We start from the raw sequence: 15,009 nt of genomic DNA, 5'->3' as shown, positions 1-15,009 counted from the left end.
GTGGCCTACGACCCCTCCGCCTACGGGCGCCGGATCGCCGACATCTACGACGCCACGGTGACGGAGCTGCCGACCGGCGACGCCGTCGAGCGGCTGGCCGCGCTGGCCGACGGCGGCCCGGTGCTGGAGTTCGGCATCGGCACCGGACGGCTGGCGCTCCCGCTGGCCGCCCGCGGCCTGACCGTCGCCGGGATCGACGCCTCGCCGGAGATGACGCGCGAGCTGCGCGCCAAACCCGGCGGCGAGGCCGTCCCCGTGACGGTGGGCGACTTCTCGACCGTGCGGGTCGAGGGCTCGTACGGGCTGGTGGTGCTGGCGATCAACACGATCTTCGCGCTGCCCACCCAGGAGGCGCAGGTCAACTGCTTCGCCAACGCGGCGCGGCATCTGCGCGCGGGCGGGCGGTTCGTGGTCGAGGCGTGGGTGCCCGACCCGGCCGCCTTCCGCGACGGTTCGGCCCTGCGGCTGCTGTCGCTGGCGCAGGACGTCGTCCTCGTCGAGGCGGCCACCCTCGCCCCCGCCACCCAGCACATGCGCACCACCCGCGTACGGCTGACGGACCAGGGCGTGCGGCTGCTGCCCGCCGACCACCGCTACGCCTGGCCGTGCGAGCTCGACCTGATGGCCAGGCTGGCCGGGATGGCCCTGGAACACCGCTGGGCCGACTGGATCGGCACCCCGTTCACCGACGAGAGCCGCACGCACGTCTCCGTCTACCGCAAGGCCGCGTGATGCGCCTGCCGCCCGCGCGTGGCCCGCTCACCGACCTGCTCTTCGACCGGCTCGCCCGGCCGCCCGCGACGCTGCCCGAGCCGCCCGCCCCCGCCGATGACGAGGATCTCCAGCTCGCCCTGTTCGCCTGCTACGAGCTGCACTACCAGGGCTTCGACGAGGTCGACGACCGCTGGGAGTGGGAGCCGTCGCTGCTGCGCCTGCGCGGCCTGCTGGAGGGCCGCTTCGAGCGGGAGCTGGCCGAGGCCGTGCCGCGTCCCGGGCCGGTGCCGCCCGGCGAGGTGCGGCGCGCGCTCACCGCGATGACCGCCGAGGACGAGGACGAGCCGTCGGTCTCCCTGTTCCTCCAGCGCGAGGCCGGGATCGAGACCTTCCGCGAGTTCGTCGTCCACCGCTCGATCTACCACCTGAAGGAGGCCGACCCGCACACCTGGGCGATCCCGCGCCTGCGCGGCCGGTCCAAGGCCGCCCTGGTGGAGATCCAGGCCGACGAGTACGGCGGCGGCCGCCACGAGCGCATGCACTGCGAGCTGTTCGGCCACACCATGCGCGGCCTCGGCCTCGACGACTCCTACGGCGCGTACCTGCCGAGGGTGCCCGCGGTCACGCTGGCCGTCAGCAACGCCATGTCGCTGTTCGGGCTGCATCGGCGGCTGCGCGGCGCGCTGGTCGGACATCTGGCCGCGATCGAGATGACCTCGTCGCTGCCCAACCGCCGCTACGCCATGGGCCTGCGCCGGCTGGGCGGCGACGCGGCGACGGCCCGCTTCTTCGAGGAGCACGTGCAGGCCGACGCCGTCCACGAGCAGATCGCCGCGGGCGACCTGTGCGGCGGCTTCGCGTCCGCCTGCCCCGCCCTGACCGGCGACGTCCTGTACGGCGCCGCCTGCGCCCTGGCCCTCGAACGCCGCTGGGCCGGGCACGTGCTCGGCCGCTGGGAACGCGGCGCCTCCTCCCTGCTCGACCGGCCGGTGCCCGCGTGATCGACCTCGACTACGTGATCCCGCTGCGCTGGCAGGACGACTCCGGCCTCGACGAGCTGACCGGATACCTGCGCGCCCTCGCCCCGCACGTACGCGTGACCGTGGTGGACGGCAGCCCGCCCCCGCTGTACGCCCGGCACGCCCGCCGATGGCGCTGCCTGGTCCGGCACGTCGGCCCGGCGGCCGGCCTGTCCTTCGCCAACGGCAAGGTCAACGGCGTGACGACCGGGGTGCGGCTGGCCCGGGGCGACCGCGTCGTGATCGCCGACGACGACGTGCGCTACGACCTGGCCGCCCTGGCCGAGACGCACGCCCTGCTCGCCGACGCCGAGCTGGTCAGGCCGCAGAACTACTTCGACCCCGCCCCCTGGCACGCCCGCTGGGACACCGCCCGCACCCTGCTCAACCGGGCGTTCGGCGCCGACTACCCGGGCACGTTCGGCGTCCGGCGGTCGTTCTTCCTGGCCATGGGCGGCTACGACGGCGACGTGTTGTTCGAGAACCTGGAGCTCGTCCGCACCGTGCGCGCCCACGGCGGCCGCGAGCTGCGACCGCCCGGCCTGTACGTCCGCCGCCTGCCGTGCGACGCGCGGCGGTTCTGGTCGCAGCGGGTGCGGCAGGCCTACGACGACCTCGCGCAGCCGGTGCGGCTGGCGTCCTTCCTGGCGGTGCTGCCCGCGCTGGCCCTGGTACGCCGGCCGCTGCCGCTGCTGGCCGCCGCCGGGGCGGCCGTCGGGCTGGCCGAGGCCGGGCGGCGGCGGGCCGGCGGGAGGCGCGTCTTCCCCGCCTCGGCCTCGCTGTTCGCGCCGGTGTGGGTGCTGGAGCGGGCGGTGTGCTCCTGGCTGGCGGTGGGCGCGGCGTGCACGGGCGGCGTGCCGTACGCGGGAGGCAGGCTCGCTCGGGCCGCCCACTCGGCGCGGTGGCTGCGCGAGCGGGCTCAGGAGCCGGCGGGCGGGTCGGGCTCGCTGGACGCCTGGAAGCCGACGGACTTGTGCGAACCATCGCAGAACGGCTTGGTCGACGATCGGCCGCACCGGCACAGCGCAACCGTGGCCCTTCCCGGGTCGATCGGCTCGCCGTCCTGAGTCAGCAGCTCGAAGGAGCCCCGGATCAGCAGCGGTCCGTCCGCACAGGGCGTGACGGTGGTCGTCGGCTCGTCCATCGCCGTCACCTGCCCCGCCGACCGGCCGGCTACACGGCCCCGACCGGTGGAAAGACGTGCGGGGAACGGTGAGCCGCAGGCAGGACGCACCGCCGCCCGGACCGGACGCTGGCGCAGCGTTCGGCGTCCTCGCGCTGGGGCAGTGGCTCGGGGTTCGCCTGTGTTGGCCGCACTGGAGGGACGCTATAGGCGGGCCTTCCCCGTCCGGTCTCGGCGCGGCAACGATCGTGGCTCTGAACGATCACACCAATGACAGTGAAGCGTGACCGTGAGTAATACCGGCCCGAGGTAAAGGGGTCGTGCGGAGTGCCTAAACCGGGCATTCGGTGACGACTGGCGCGGGCATCAACCCGGCCATGAGCAAGATTTTTCAGCGCAGGGCACTCCTGCTGGCCGCTGTCGTCCCCGTCGTCCTGGTCGCGGGCTGCTCCTCGGGGAGCAACACGCAGGCGATGAAGGGCGAGGCCAGCCCGGCGACGCCGACCGAGACCATGATGACGCCCACCGAGACCGGCATGGAGTCGCCGACCGCGACCGAGACCACCACCGAGACCGCCACGCCGACGGGCACCGCGCCGGCCGCCACCCAGCCGCGCGCCGCCGTCCAGAACTACTTCAACGCCCTGAAGTCCGGGGACGTGAACCAGATCGTGAAGTCGTTCACCGACGACGCCGTGGTGGCCATGGACGGGGAGGCGACGGCCACGGGCGCGCAGGCCATCCGCACCGTGTTCCAGCAGAAGCTCCAGGACGGCAACGACGTGAAGAACGCCACGCACACCATCGACGAGACGCGCAACATGGGGAGCCAGGACGCCTTCGCGCGCTCGACCAGCAAGCAGGGCGACACCAACTACCGCGAGTTCTTCGTGCTCACGCACCAGGGCAGCCAGTGGCTGATCTCGCGCTTCATGAACAACCAGGGCGGCTGACGGGTCTCGCTCGGAATACGGTAGGGGGGTACCGTGTTGCGGTCGGTGTAGCGAGCGAGAGGACCGGGAGATGGCCGGGTACACCGACGGCAAGCAGGACCACCTCCGGCGGCTGCGCCGGATCGAGGGCCAGGCGCGGGGCATCCAGCGCATGGTGGAGGACGACAAGTACTGCATCGACATCCTGACCCAGGTATCGGCGACGACCAGCGCGTTGCAGTCGTTCGCGCTGTCGCTGCTGGAGGAGCACATGGCGCATTGTGTGGTCGAGGCGGCACGCAAGGGCGGGGCCGAGGCGGAGGCCAAGGTCAAGGAGGCGGCCGACGCCATCGCCCGCCTCGTCCGTTCGTGACGGCCCGCGCGGCCTTCCCGGGGGCGGGTTAGCTTGGGGGACGTGCAGGATCTCTCGCGGTTCCAGAATCCCCGCTTCGCGCAGGCGTACGAGCGCATGAGCGCCGAGTCGGAGCGGCGCGGCGCGGCCGAGCACCGGCGGCGCCTGCTGGCCGGGCTGGGCGGCCGGGTGCTGGAGCTCGGTGCGGGCAACGGGATGAACTTCGCGCACTACCCGGCCACGGTGCGCGAGGTGGTGGCCGTCGAGCCCGAGGACCGGCTGCGCGAGCTGGCCGGCCGGGCCGCGGCCGGTGCGCCGGTGCCCGTGCGGGTCGTGGCCGGGCATGATGCGGACCTGCGGTTCGAGGACGCCTCCTTCGACGCCGTGGTGCTCTCGCTGGTGCTGTGCTCGGTGCCGGACCAGCGGGTGACGCTCGGCGAGGTGTCCAGGGTGCTCAGGCCCGGGGGTGAGGTGCGGTTCTACGAGCACGTGCGCTCCTCGCGGGCCGCCGGCGCGCTGGTGCAGGATCTCGTGACGCCGCTGTGGCGGCGGATGGCTGGCGGGTGCCGGCTCAACCGCGACACCGAGCGCGCCATGACCGACTGCGGGCTGGTGGTCGAGGAGCGCGAACGGTTCGCCTTCCGGCCGTTGCCGTTGTCGCCGAGTATGCCGCACATTCTGGGGCGCGCCAGAAAACCGGCTTGACCGGCCGATCCGAACCTGCGCCAGAAAACCGGCTTGACCGGCCGATCCGAACCTGCGCCAAAAAACCGGCTTGACCCGCCGATCCGAACCTGCGGCAAAAGCCGGTTTGACCGGTTGTCTGGCCGGCCCGAATCTGCGGCACATTCCGGGACGTGCCGGAAACCCGCTTGACCGGCCGGTTTCGTCGCGGTGGCTTTGGCGATAAATCGGGAAATATGGGCTTTTGTTGTTGTGCGCGTTATTGTGCTGCGGTGTCGCCGGGGATGCGCGGAGTGATGCGACGCTGATCCACCAACGCCAGATAGACCGCGAACGCCCCTTGCGCCCACATCCCGGCCTGCTGCGCGGTCAGCCGGACCTCCTCGCCCTCATGCGTGACGATCAGATAACCGCCCGGCGCGCGTCGCCAGGCCACCAATACGTTCTCGTAAACCAGAACGTCGAGCATCGCGGTCAGATATTCGCCTCCGGTGGCGGACACGGCGTAAGCCTCCTCGCCCCTCGCCGAATTCTCGCCCTGATTCGTGCTGACTCCATTGTGCTCGCCGTACCGGAAATTGTCGCACCCGACTGGCAGGGTTTCCGGCACGACCACCCCGAGGCCGTCACCCGGCTGGGCGTGATCGACGTCATCCCCCGGCTCGACCTGTGGTCGTCGCTGCGCGGCGCCGCCGGGGTCCTCGCCTCTCACCTCTACTTCCTCGCCCAGCCTCCCGGCCTGCCCGAGCGCATGATCGAGGCCGATCCCGACCTGTTCTTCGGCCACTTCCTCGACCTGTGGTCGGCCGGCCCCGGCACGGTCCCGCCCGACGTGCGCGCCGCCTACCTGGCGGCCTGCCGCACCCCCTCGGCCATCCGCGCGATCTGCGCCGACTACCGCGCCGGCGCCTTCGACGACGTGGCCCACGACCAGGCCGACCGCGCCGCGGGCCGCCTGATCGCGGCTCCCACGCTGGCCGTCTGGCAGGACCCGGGCGGCCATGCCCTGCCCTTCGACCCGGCGGCCGTCTGGCGTTCCTGGGCCCCTGACCTGCGCACCCTCGTCCTGCCTGGTGGTCACTTCCTGCCCGAGTCCCAGCCGGAGGCCGTGGCCGAGGCGATCGGCGAGCTGCTCCTCTGATCGGCGGGTGGAACCTGGCGGGGCCGGGCGGTGTATGGGGTGCGGAGGTGCACGATGACGAGAGCTCTTGTCGTACTGATGGTTGCGGCCGTTGTGCCGACCGTCCGGCTGTCCGTCGTGTCGGCGGTTCGGGTGGTCGCCGTGGTGGCTGTTGTGCTGGCCGCTCTGGCGGCGTCCGTCCGGTGGGAGGCTCCGGCCTTCGCGTCCGTACGCGGGGGATGGGCGGTGACCTACCTCGATCCGCCGCCGACGGAGTTCGCGGGCGGGACTCCGTACACGGTGGGGTTCTGGGTGTTGCAGCACGGCACGCATCCGTACGTGGGCAGGCTCGACCCCGTCGGCCTGCGCCTCACCCGTGCCGACGGCAGGACCGTCACCTTCCCCGGCACCCCGCTCCCGGAGGCCGGCCACTACGCCACCTCGGTGGTCGTGCCGGACGGGGTGTGGAAGGTGACGGGCGTCCAGGGCTGGTTCGAGCCTTATGCGGTGGGGACGCTCACGGTTCCGGGGCGGCTGGTGGTCGACCCGGTGCCGCCGGACAGGGTGGCGACGTTCGGCGGGGGAGGGGAGGACCCTTGGGGCGCGGTCCGGCCACCGGGGTTCCCTGCGGGCAAGACCGCGCCCGTGTTGACGAGGGGCGAGGCGGAGACCGAAGGAAGCGCGACCACCGGGGGCCCGTCCGCGCAGGTTCCGTCCGGGCAGGTTCCGTCCGGGCAGGTTCCGTCCGTGGAGGCTCCGGGCGCCGGGGCTGCGGGGCGTGAGGGGTCGGCCGGTGGGGTTCTGGGGGGTGAGGTTCCGGCGTACGCGCTGCTGCCGGCGGCGGTGGGCGGCGCCTTGGTGATGCTCTTGGCGTTACGCCTGCCTCGTCCGGTGGGCAGGTCCCGCCGTCCCGGTTCGAATGCTGAGGATCCTCCCGGTGCGGATGGCTCGACGGAGACCCTCACCATCGGACGCTGACCTCGACCTCGACCTCGACCCCGGCTCTGGTCGGCGGGCTGCGCCGGGTGCGGGCGCGCTCGCCGAGGGGCCGTCGTGTTTGGGCTGGTGAGGGGGGTGTTCGTAGGTGGATGTCGGTCGTGGGGAAGGTGGTTCTCGGTTGCTACGGTGATGAGCAGGTTGTTCTGATCTTCGGGGCTCTGCGGCAGGTGAGAGCGGTGGGCGCTGTGCTGGGGCTCGTGGCGCTGCTCGCCGCCGGGGTCGCCGGGGTGTATCTGGCCTCCCTGGTCCTGTCGCCTCGGGGAGTCGTGCGGGTGGGGCCGTTCCTGTCCGGGGCGCGGGCGCGGGAGCACGCCGTCTCGCGCTTCCACGTCCGCTGGTACGCCATGACGCTGGTCTTCCTGGCCTTCGACATGGAGATGGTCTTCATGTACCCGTGGGCGCTCGTGGTGGCCGAGGTGGGGGTCCCGGCGGTGGTGGAGATGTTCGCCTTCCTGGGGCTCCTGCTGGTCGGGGTGCTGTACGCGTGGCGGGAAGGGGCGTTCCGGTGGGCCTGAGGGGGTGGCTCCTTCGGCAGGCGGCGCTTCGGCCCCGGGTGCTCGTCGTCGCCTCCCCGTACGGGACGTGGGCGCGGCTGCTGGTGGAGGCGGAGGTGGGCCGTCGTGGCTGGCCGGTGGCTGTGTCTCCGGCGGAGGCGAGCTTGGTGGTGGTGTGCGGGCGTCCGGGGCCGGAGCTGGCGGGGGCCGTACGGGGGGTCTGGGGGGCCGTTCCGGTCCCGAGGGCGTTGGTGGGACTGCCGCCGGACGTCTCGGGTGGTGAGGTCGTGGCCGCGTTGGACGGGGCGGTTCGCGTCCTGGGGGATGAGCGGGGGCAGTGGGAGGACGCCCGTGACATGGCCTCGGGTTCGTCCGGGGACGGCGCGGGCGAACCGCCCATGGCTGAGCGAGGGGCCGATCGGGACGGGCTGAAGCTGGATCGGCTGCATGTTCCGTTGGGGCCCGTACTCGTGGACTGGCCTGCTGGGCTGGTGGTGGAGACCGTCCTGCAAGGGGATGTGATCCAGGAGGCGCAGGTGAGGGCCCTTCCTGCCGAGGTCGCGCGGGGTGCGTTCTGGGAAGCGAGGCCGGGGGAGCGCCGGGAGGAGACGCGGCGGCGTACGGCGGCGGCCCGTCTGGACAGCCTCGGCAGGCTGCTCGGCGTGGCCGGGTGGCCGGCCGCCGCGAGAGAGGCCCGTCGTCTGAGGGATCGCCTGCTCGCGGGCGCCGTCGATGACGGGGACAGGCGTCGGTGCGTCCGGTTCACGCGGCGGGTGCGTCGGTCGTGGGTGCTGCGGTGGATGCTGCGCGGCGCGGGCCAGATCGGCCCCGACGCCCCGAGACAGCTTCAGGGGGACGCCCTGGATCGCCTGCACCGGTGGCTCGACGAGATCGAAGCCATGGTCGGGGTGGCGGAGCCCGGGGAGGTGGGTGAGCGTGACGGGGGTTCCAGGGTGGTGAGGGAGTGGGGTGGGCGCGAAGGGAGCGTCGGGGCCTTCGGCGGCGGGAGGGGGTCGGTGGGTGAGGTGCTGGCGTTGTTGCCGGGTCTTCTGGTCGGTGCCGAGCTCGCCGTGGCACGGCTGATCGTGGCCGGTCTCGATCCGGACCTCGACCGACTTCCAGCGGGGGCGGAGGCCGGAACGCGGGACGGGTGAGTCCGGGCGGGCAGCCGGCGAAGGGGTGCTGATGGCAGCGGGGGTGATGGCCTTGGGGATGGCGGTGTTGGTGTGGGGGGCGGCGGCCTTTGACGCGGCGCTCGGTGGGGCCCGGGGGGGCCGGGGGGTGGCGGGGGCGCCGTTCAGGGAGGGGGCGCGGTTGGTGGTGCAGCAGCGGCGGCGGACGGATCGGGCCGACGTCCTGCTCACCCGGGCCGGGGTCGTGGTGTTGCCGCTGGCCGCGTTGCTGGCCGCCGTCGTCCTGCCGGTCGGGGGTGCGCCGGTGCTGGACATGGGCGCGGGGGTGGTGTGGTTCAACGCCATGGAGGTGTGCGTCTGGGGGGCTCTGTGGCTGGTCGGATGGGGGGTCAACGCCGTGTGGCCGCTGGTCGGCGGCTACCGGTTCCTGGCCCAGGGCATGGCGTACGAGCTGCCGCACATGTTCGTGCTGATCACCGCGGGCGTGGGGGCGGGGTCGTTGCGGTTCGCGGACGTCGTGGCGGCGCAGCGGGGGTTGTGGTTCGTGGTGTGGATGCCGGTCGCGTTCGTGGTCTATCTCGTCTCGGCGGTGGCGATGGCGTTCTGGGGGCCGATGGGGCAGCCGGTCGGCCGGGACGTGTGCGGCGGCGTGCCGGGCGAGCTGGGCGGGCCGGACCGGCTGGTCTTCCTGGCCGGACGGTACGCGCTGCTGGTCGTGGCGGCGGCCGGGGCGGTGCCGTTGTTCCTCGGGGGCGCGGCGGGGCCCGTGCTGCCCGGCTGGGGCTGGGGGCTGCTCAAGACCGTGGCGGTGCTGGCCGTGCTGGTGGTGGTCAGGCATCGGGTGCCGGTTGTGCGGATGGATCGGTTCGTGCAGTTCTCGTGGGTGGTGCTGATCCCGCTCACGCTCCTGCAACTGCTGGTCGTCGCGATGGCGGTGCTGCCGTGAGCGGGGCGTTCTGGGGGCTGGCGGTCGTCGCGGTGGCGGGTGGGGTGGCGGTGTTCGTGGTGGACTCGATGGCGCGGGCGACGTTCGCGCTGCTGGTCTCCTTGCTGGCCGTGGGCGGGACGCTGCTGCTGATCGACCTGGAGTACCTGGGGGTGCTGGTCGTCCTCATGATGGTCATGGAGATGCTGGTCATGGCCATCTTCATGATCATGTACATGATGAACCCGGCCGGGCTCATGCCGATGAAGATGGTGCACAACCGGCGGGGCGCGGCGGCCATCGCCGGGACGGTGTTCGTCCTGCTGGCGGCCGGGGCGCTGCTCGCGGCCCCGCCGAGCCGGCGCGGACGGCCGCCGGCCGACCCCACGCACGCGCTCGGCCTGTCCCTGATGGGGCCGAAGATGCTGGTCATGATGGTCGTCGGGGTGTCCATCCTGGCGACGATGATCTCGGCCGTGCTGCTGGCCACCCACCGGGGACGGTACGACCGGTGACGCTCCAGGCCTTCCTGCTGCTGGCCGCCGCCCTGTTCTCCGTCGGCCTGTACGGCGTCCTGTCCCAGCAGTCGATCGTCATGCTCATGATGGGCCTCGAACTCATGATCAACGGCCTGATCGCGGCCGGCGGCGCCTTCTGGTACCACGTCGCCCCGGCAGCCGCGGACGGCCAGGTCCTCGTCCTGGTGGCGGTCACCGTGATGGCGCTGGAGATGGCGATGGGCTTCGCGGTCACCACGGCCGTCTTCCGCGCCCGCGACGTGGACATGACCGACGCCGCGGGAGACCTCAAAGGATGAGCCCGTCCCTGTGGCTGCTGCCCGCGCTGCCCGCCACCGCCGGCGCGCTCCTGATCCCGGTACGCCGCGCCGCCCCCGCCCTGTCCGTCGCCACGGCCGCCGCGACGCTCGGGCTGGCCGTGCACGCGGCGGTGACCAGGCCCTCGGCGACGGCCCGGTTGATCTTCGGCGAAGGGCTGGCCGTGGACGGGCTCTCGGCGGTCATGGTGGTCACCGTGGCGGCGGTCGGGCTGGCCGTGCTGGTGTTCGCGGCCGGGGAACGGCGGTCGGGGCGCTTCCACGGGCTCATGCTGATCTTCCTGGGCGCGATGCTGGCGACGGTGACCGCGACGGACCTCGTCCTGCTGCTGATGGGCTGGGAGGTCATGGGGGCGATGTCGTACGCGCTGATCGGCTACCGGTGGCGCGACCGGGAGCACGTACGGTCCGGCGCCGTCGCCTTCGTCACCACCCGGGCCGGCGACCTGGGCCTGTACGTCGCCTCCGGCGCGGCGCTGGCCGGCGGCGGCGGGCTGGCGCTCGCCGGGCTGCCGGGGCTGCCGCCGCCGTGGCGCGACCTGGTGGCGGGCGGGGTCGTGCTGGCGGCGCTGGGCAAGTCGGCGCAGGGGCCGTTCGCGTTCTGGTTGTCGCGGGCGATGGTGGGCCCGAGCCCGGTCTCGGCCTTCCTGCACGCGGCGACCATGGTGGTGGCGGGGGCGTACCTGCTGATGCGGCTGCACGCCCTGCTCGCGGTCACCGGCTGGGCGGCGGCGGTGGTGGCCTGGACGGGGGCCGTGACGGCGCTGCTGCTCGGGCTGGTGGCGGTGGCGCAGCGGGACCTCAAGCAGCTCCTGGCCGCCTCGACGTGCGCGCAGGTCGGGTTCATGGTGCTGGCGGCCGGGGTGTCGGCGGTGTCGGGCGGGGCGGCCCACCTGGTCGCGCACGCGGCGGTCAAGAGCCTGCTGTTCCTCGCGGCGGGGGCCTGGCTGGCGGCGCTCGGCACCAAGGACCTGGCCGGGCTGCACGGCGCGGCGCGGCGGTTCCCGCTGGTGGGGGTGGTGTTCGCGGTGGGGGCGGCGGTCTTGGCGGGGGTGCCGCCGCTGTCGTTGTGGGTGACGAAGGACGCCGTCCTCGCCGGGGTCGGGCAGCCGGGCCTGCGCGTGGTGGCGTTCGCGGCGGGGTTGGTGGCCGCCCTGTACGCGGGGAAGGCGCTGGCCGAGGTCTGGCGACCCGCCGACACGGCGACCGCGACCGGGACCGCGACCGGGGCCGGGGCCGGGGCAGGGACCGGGACCGGGGCCGGGGCCGAGCGGCGGGCCTCGGGTGGGGTGGCGGGGGCGGAGCTGCTGCCGCTGCCGGTGCTCGCCCTGGTGGCGGCCGGGTTCGGGGTGGTCGGGCTGCCCGCGGTGCACGGCTGGTGGTCCCGGCTGGTCGGAGATCCGGGCGCGCCCGGCCTCACCGCGGGTGAGCTGGCCCTGTCCGGGATCCCGGCGCTCGCCCTGGTGACCGCCGCGATCGCGGTGCGGCCCGGGACGTCCGCGTTTCCGTACGCGGGCGGGGTGTTCGGGCGGTGGCTGGGGTTGGAGAGGGTGGCGCGGGGTGTGGTGTGGGGGCCGCTGCTGGGGGCGGCGCGGTGGGTGGCGTGGTTCGACGAGCGGGTCGTGCAGGGTGCGGTCGAGGCCGTCGCGCGGGCGGGGCTGGGGGCCGCGCGGCTGGCCGGGAGCCCGTTCGAGGCAGGGCTGGACGACCTCGTACGGCGGGCCGGCGGCGCCGTACGACGCCTCGGCGGGCTGGCCAGACGCCCTCAGACCGGGCAGGTCCACACCTACTTCGCCCAGGCCGTCGTCGCCCTCGTCGTTCTGGCCGTCGTGTTCGCGATCGTGAGGTGAGGCGTGCTCAACGTCGTCGTGTTCCTGCCGCTGGCCGCCGCCGCCCTGCTCGTCCTGCCGGGCGTCACCGCGCGCGCGGCCGGCCGGATCTGGCTGGCCGCCTCCGCCGCCGACCTGGCCCTGGTCATCACCCTGTGGACCGGGTACGGAGGCGGCCTGGCGTACGAGACCAGGGTGCGCTGGATCCCCACGGCGGGCGCCGGCTACCACGTCGGCGTGGACGGCCTGTCGCTCCCGCTGATCGCCATGACCGCGGTGCTGTTCCTGCTCTGCGCCGTCCAGTCGCTGCGCGAGCCCACCAGGCCCAAGGCGTACGCGGCGCTGTTCCTGTTCCTCCAGACCGTCTCGACCGGGCTGTTCGCGGCGCTCGACCTGCTGCTGTTCTTCGTCTTCTTCGACCTGTCCATCGTCGGCATGTACTTCGTGATCGTCGGCTGGGGGCACGGCGACCGGGCCAGGTCCGCGCTGACGTTCTTCCTCTACACGTTCCTGGGCTCGCTGGCGCTGCTGCTCGGGTTCATCGGCCTGTACCTGGCCGCCGACCCGCACACCTTCGACCTTGCCGACCTCACCCGCCGCCCGCCGGACGCGGGCGCGGCGGTGCTGCTCGCGATCGGGATCGGCCTGGGGGTCAAGACGCCGGTCGTGCCCGTGCACACCTGGCTGCCGCCCGCGCACACCGACGCCCCGGCCGCGGGCTCGGCCATCCTCGCCGGGGTGCTGCTCAAGATGGGCACGTACGGGCTGGCCCGCATCGCCGTGCCGCTGCTGCCCGGCCCGTGGCGCTCGTACGCCTGGCTGGTCATCCTGATCGGCCTGGTCAGCGTCCTGTACGGCGCCCTGGTCGCGCTCGCCCAGGAGAACCTCAAACGGCTGATCGCCTACACCTCGGTCAACCACATGGGCTACGTCGTCCTCGCCCTGGGCGCCGCCGGGCTGGCCGGCGGGCCGGCGCGGGCCAAGGAGCTGGCGGTCACCGGCGCGGTCACCCAGATGGTCAGCCACGGCCTGGTCACCGGCGCGCTGTTCCTGATCACCGGCGTGCTGTGGGACCGCGCGGGCGGCTACGCCCTCGGCCGGTACGGCGGCATCGCCGGACGGGCCCCCGTGCTGGCCTGGCTCACGGCGGTGGCGGCGTTCGCCTCGCTCGGGCTTCCGGGACTGTCCGGGTTCATCGCGGAGTTCCAGATCTTCACCGGGGTGATCGGCTCGGGGGCCGTGGTCGCGGGCGCGCTGTCCGTCGTCGGCATCCTGATCACCGCGGCGCTGTTCCTGCGGGTGCTGCAACGCGCGTTCCTCGGCGAGCCGGGCGAGCTGACGCCGCGGGTCACCGACGTGCGGCCGCGCGAGCTGGCCGCGATCGCCCCGCTGCTCGTCCTGTCGCTGCTCATCGGCCTGGCCCCGCGCCCGCTGCTCGACCTGATCGAGCCCGCCGCCCGCGCCGTCGTCGCCCTGGCGGGCCGATGACCGCACCCCATGGCGGCGCGGCGGTCACCGGCCTGCTGCCGGAGGTCCTGATGCTGGCGGGAGCCGTGGCGGCGCTGGTCGCGGGGCTGTTCGTGCCGCGCCACCGGCAGCGCGTGGCCGCCTGGATCTGCATGGCGGCGCTCGCCGGGGCCATCGCGGCGAGCGCCGACGCCCTGCGCCGCCCCGCCGCCCTCGCCTTCGACGCCTACGCCGTCGATCCGCCGACCGGCGCGGCCCGCCTGACCGTCTGCCTGGCCACCCTGCTCAGCGTGTGGCTCGCCACCGGACGGGCCAGGGGGAACAGCAGGGAGACCGAGCTGTACACGCTGATGGTGCTGGCCGCGCTGGGGTCCGTCCTCATGGCGGGGGCCGACGACCTGCTCGTGCTCGTGGCGGCGTACCTGCTGGCGAGCATCCCGGCGTACGCGCTGGCGGGCTTCGCCAAGGACGCGTCCGGCACGGAGGCGGCGCTCAAGTACTACCTGATGGGCGCCTTCCTCGGCGTGCTCATGCTGGCCGGGGTCACCCTCGTGTACGGCTGGTCCGGCGCCACCGCCTACCCCGCCGCGCGGGCCCCGGCCGTGGGCGCGGTGCTGCTGCTGGCCGGGCCGCTGTTCAAGGCCGGGGGAGCGCCCGCGCACTTCTGGGTGCCCGACGTCACCGAGGGCACGTCGGCGCCGGTGGCGGCGTTCGTCACCACGGTGCCCAAGATCGGGGCGCTGGTGGCGCTGTACCGGCTGGCGACGACGGTGCTGGACGAGCCCGCGCTGCTCGCCGTGCTGGCCGCCGGCACGATGACGCTGGGCAACCTGGCCGCCTTCCAGCAGGAGAACGTACGGCGGCTGCTGGCGTACTCGACGGTGAGCCAGGCCGGTTACCTGCTGGTCCCGGTCGCGGTGGCGGGACGCACCGGCCTGGCCGCGCCCGCGCTGCTGTTCTACCTGGCCGCCTACGCGGTGACGAACCTGGGCGCGTTCGCCGTCGTGGTCGCCACCGGGGCCGAGCGGCTGCGGGACTACGCGGGGCTCGGCCGGCGGTCGCCGTGGACGGCGTTCGCGCTGGTGGTCTGCCTGCTGGGGCTGGTCGGGACGCCGCCGACCGCCGTGTTCGCCGGGAAGCTGCTGATGTTCGCGGCGGCCTGGGACGGCGGGTACGCCTGGCTCGCGGTGGTCGCCGCCGCCAACACGGTCGCCAGCCTCTTCTACTACCTGCGCTGGATCCGCCCGGTCTTCGCCGCGGAGGGCCCGGCGCGGCCCGCCGTGCCGAGCCCGGTCGCGCAGGTGTGCGCCGCCGCCTCGATCCTGCTGGGCCCGGCCGCCGGGCTCGCCGTGCTGATCGCCCGCTGACCGTCCGCTGCGACGG

Annotated in this window: 17 protein-coding genes and 1 pseudogene; 16 read left to right on the top strand and 2 right to left on the bottom strand. The window is 73.8% G+C overall.

The features are described from left to right. Genes AB0J97_RS19525 through AB0J97_RS19515 form a run of 3 tightly spaced genes read left to right on the top strand, consistent with a single transcriptional unit; the run spans position 1 to position 2,800 of the window. On the top strand, positions 1 to 732 hold the full coding sequence (locus AB0J97_RS19525; protein ID WP_364090445.1) for a class I SAM-dependent methyltransferase: 732 nt from the start codon (positions 1 to 3) through the stop codon (positions 730 to 732). After that, positions 732 to 1,715: an iron-containing redox enzyme family protein gene (locus AB0J97_RS19520; protein ID WP_364090442.1), complete on the top strand. Its 984-nt coding sequence runs from the start codon at positions 732 to 734 to the stop codon at positions 1,713 to 1,715. Before AB0J97_RS19525 ends, AB0J97_RS19520 begins: the two co-directional genes overlap by 1 nt. Further along, positions 1,712 to 2,800, top strand: a complete 1,089-nt coding sequence (locus AB0J97_RS19515; protein WP_364090439.1) for a glycosyltransferase family 2 protein — start codon at positions 1,712 to 1,714, stop codon at positions 2,798 to 2,800. The genes AB0J97_RS19520 and AB0J97_RS19515 overlap by 4 nt, the downstream gene beginning before the upstream one ends. On the opposite strand, the pseudogene AB0J97_RS19510 reads toward AB0J97_RS19515, so the two are convergent. Beyond that, a pseudogene (locus AB0J97_RS19510) lies at positions 2,764 to 2,877 on the bottom strand (hypothetical protein); the annotation flags it as partial. The gene AB0J97_RS19515 and the pseudogene AB0J97_RS19510 sit on opposite strands and share 37 nt — an antisense overlap. Positions 2,878 to 3,233: 356 nt before the next feature. On the opposite strand from AB0J97_RS19510, the gene AB0J97_RS19505 reads away from it, so the two are divergent. The 3 genes from AB0J97_RS19505 to AB0J97_RS19495 all read left to right on the top strand — a co-directional run bounded on the left by AB0J97_RS19505 (position 3,234) and on the right by AB0J97_RS19495 (position 4,845). After that, entirely contained in the window at positions 3,234 to 3,809 is a 576-nt protein-coding gene (locus AB0J97_RS19505) for a nuclear transport factor 2 family protein (RefSeq protein ID WP_357698341.1), read from the top strand. Between the two features lie 70 nt (positions 3,810 to 3,879). Next, a complete protein-coding gene (locus tag AB0J97_RS19500) occupies positions 3,880 to 4,161 on the top strand; it encodes a metal-sensitive transcriptional regulator (RefSeq protein WP_352322745.1) in 282 nt (93 codons plus the stop codon). A 42-nt stretch (positions 4,162 to 4,203) separates the two neighbouring features. Continuing rightward, the gene (locus tag AB0J97_RS19495) at positions 4,204 to 4,845 is read left to right on the top strand and encodes a class I SAM-dependent methyltransferase (RefSeq protein ID WP_357698339.1); all 642 of its coding nucleotides are present in this window, start codon (positions 4,204 to 4,206) and stop codon (positions 4,843 to 4,845) included. A gap of 238 nt (positions 4,846 to 5,083) precedes the next feature. On the opposite strand, the gene AB0J97_RS19490 is transcribed toward AB0J97_RS19495, so the two are convergent. Beyond that, positions 5,084 to 5,326, bottom strand: a complete 243-nt coding sequence (locus tag AB0J97_RS19490) for a hypothetical protein (protein ID WP_364090434.1) — start codon at positions 5,324 to 5,326, stop codon at positions 5,084 to 5,086. Positions 5,327 to 5,383: 57 nt separating this feature from the next. Here AB0J97_RS19490 and AB0J97_RS19485 point away from each other — a divergent pair, with 57 nt between their 5' ends. The 10 genes from AB0J97_RS19485 (at position 5,384) to AB0J97_RS19440 (ending at position 14,993) form a co-directional block, all read left to right on the top strand. Further along, complete coding sequence (locus AB0J97_RS19485; RefSeq protein WP_364090431.1) at positions 5,384 to 5,965, top strand: alpha/beta hydrolase; 582 nt, start codon at positions 5,384 to 5,386, stop codon at positions 5,963 to 5,965. 78 nt (positions 5,966 to 6,043) lie between these two features. Further along, a complete protein-coding gene (locus AB0J97_RS19480) occupies positions 6,044 to 6,922 on the top strand; it encodes a hypothetical protein (protein ID WP_364090428.1) in 879 nt (292 codons plus the stop codon). A gap of 197 nt (positions 6,923 to 7,119) precedes the next feature. Continuing rightward, a complete protein-coding gene (locus tag AB0J97_RS19475) occupies positions 7,120 to 7,458 on the top strand; it encodes an NADH-quinone oxidoreductase subunit A (protein WP_364090425.1) in 339 nt (112 codons plus the stop codon). 266 nt (positions 7,459 to 7,724) lie between these two features. Then, positions 7,725 to 8,591, top strand: a complete 867-nt coding sequence (locus AB0J97_RS19470; RefSeq protein ID WP_364090422.1) for a hypothetical protein — start codon at positions 7,725 to 7,727, stop codon at positions 8,589 to 8,591. Between the two features lie 31 nt (positions 8,592 to 8,622). Next, on the top strand, positions 8,623 to 9,516 hold the full coding sequence (locus AB0J97_RS19465) for an NADH-quinone oxidoreductase subunit H (protein ID WP_364090419.1): 894 nt from the start codon (positions 8,623 to 8,625) through the stop codon (positions 9,514 to 9,516). Beyond that, positions 9,513 to 10,010, top strand: a complete 498-nt coding sequence (locus tag AB0J97_RS19460; RefSeq protein ID WP_364090416.1) for an NADH-quinone oxidoreductase subunit J — start codon at positions 9,513 to 9,515, stop codon at positions 10,008 to 10,010. Before AB0J97_RS19465 ends, AB0J97_RS19460 begins: the two co-directional genes overlap by 4 nt. Beyond that, entirely contained in the window at positions 10,007 to 10,312 is a 306-nt protein-coding gene (gene nuoK / locus AB0J97_RS19455; RefSeq protein WP_357698325.1) for an NADH-quinone oxidoreductase subunit NuoK, read from the top strand. The genes AB0J97_RS19460 and nuoK overlap by 4 nt, the downstream gene beginning before the upstream one ends. Continuing rightward, positions 10,309 to 12,180, top strand: a complete 1,872-nt coding sequence (locus tag AB0J97_RS19450; protein ID WP_364090413.1) for a proton-conducting transporter membrane subunit — start codon at positions 10,309 to 10,311, stop codon at positions 12,178 to 12,180. The genes nuoK and AB0J97_RS19450 overlap by 4 nt, the downstream gene beginning before the upstream one ends. A 3-nt stretch (positions 12,181 to 12,183) precedes the next feature. Further along, entirely contained in the window at positions 12,184 to 13,647 is a 1,464-nt protein-coding gene (locus AB0J97_RS19445) for an NADH-quinone oxidoreductase subunit M (RefSeq protein ID WP_364090410.1), read from the top strand. Continuing rightward, a complete protein-coding gene (locus AB0J97_RS19440; protein ID WP_364090407.1) occupies positions 13,644 to 14,993 on the top strand; it encodes an NADH-quinone oxidoreductase subunit N in 1,350 nt (449 codons plus the stop codon). Before AB0J97_RS19445 ends, AB0J97_RS19440 begins: the two co-directional genes overlap by 4 nt. Positions 14,994 to 15,009: the final 16 nt, after the last annotated feature.

The sequence above is a fragment of the Nonomuraea sp. NPDC049607 genome (assembly GCF_040675375.1).
GTDB lineage: Bacteria > Actinomycetota > Actinomycetes > Streptosporangiales > Streptosporangiaceae > Nonomuraea.
The sequence above is the reverse complement of the archived record's forward strand: the minus strand, read 5'-3'. Positions and strand labels throughout refer to the sequence as shown.

What these genes read in the sequence shown, in the direction of transcription:
- AB0J97_RS19520 (WP_364090442.1), top strand. Translation starts at nt 732, where the DNA reads ATGCGCCTGCCGCCCGCGCGTGGCCCGCTCACCGACCTGCTCTTCGAC.
- AB0J97_RS19480 (WP_364090428.1), top strand. Translation starts at nt 6,044, where the DNA reads ATGGTTGCGGCCGTTGTGCCGACCGTCCGGCTGTCCGTCGTGTCGGCG.
- AB0J97_RS19440 (WP_364090407.1), top strand. Translation starts at nt 13,644, where the DNA reads ATGACCGCACCCCATGGCGGCGCGGCGGTCACCGGCCTGCTGCCGGAG.
- AB0J97_RS19505 (WP_357698341.1), top strand. Translation starts at nt 3,234, where the DNA reads ATGAGCAAGATTTTTCAGCGCAGGGCACTCCTGCTGGCCGCTGTCGTC.
- AB0J97_RS19500 (WP_352322745.1), top strand. Translation starts at nt 3,880, where the DNA reads ATGGCCGGGTACACCGACGGCAAGCAGGACCACCTCCGGCGGCTGCGC.
- AB0J97_RS19450 (WP_364090413.1), top strand. Translation starts at nt 10,309, where the DNA reads ATGAGCCCGTCCCTGTGGCTGCTGCCCGCGCTGCCCGCCACCGCCGGC.
- AB0J97_RS19465 (WP_364090419.1), top strand. Translation starts at nt 8,623, where the DNA reads ATGGCAGCGGGGGTGATGGCCTTGGGGATGGCGGTGTTGGTGTGGGGG.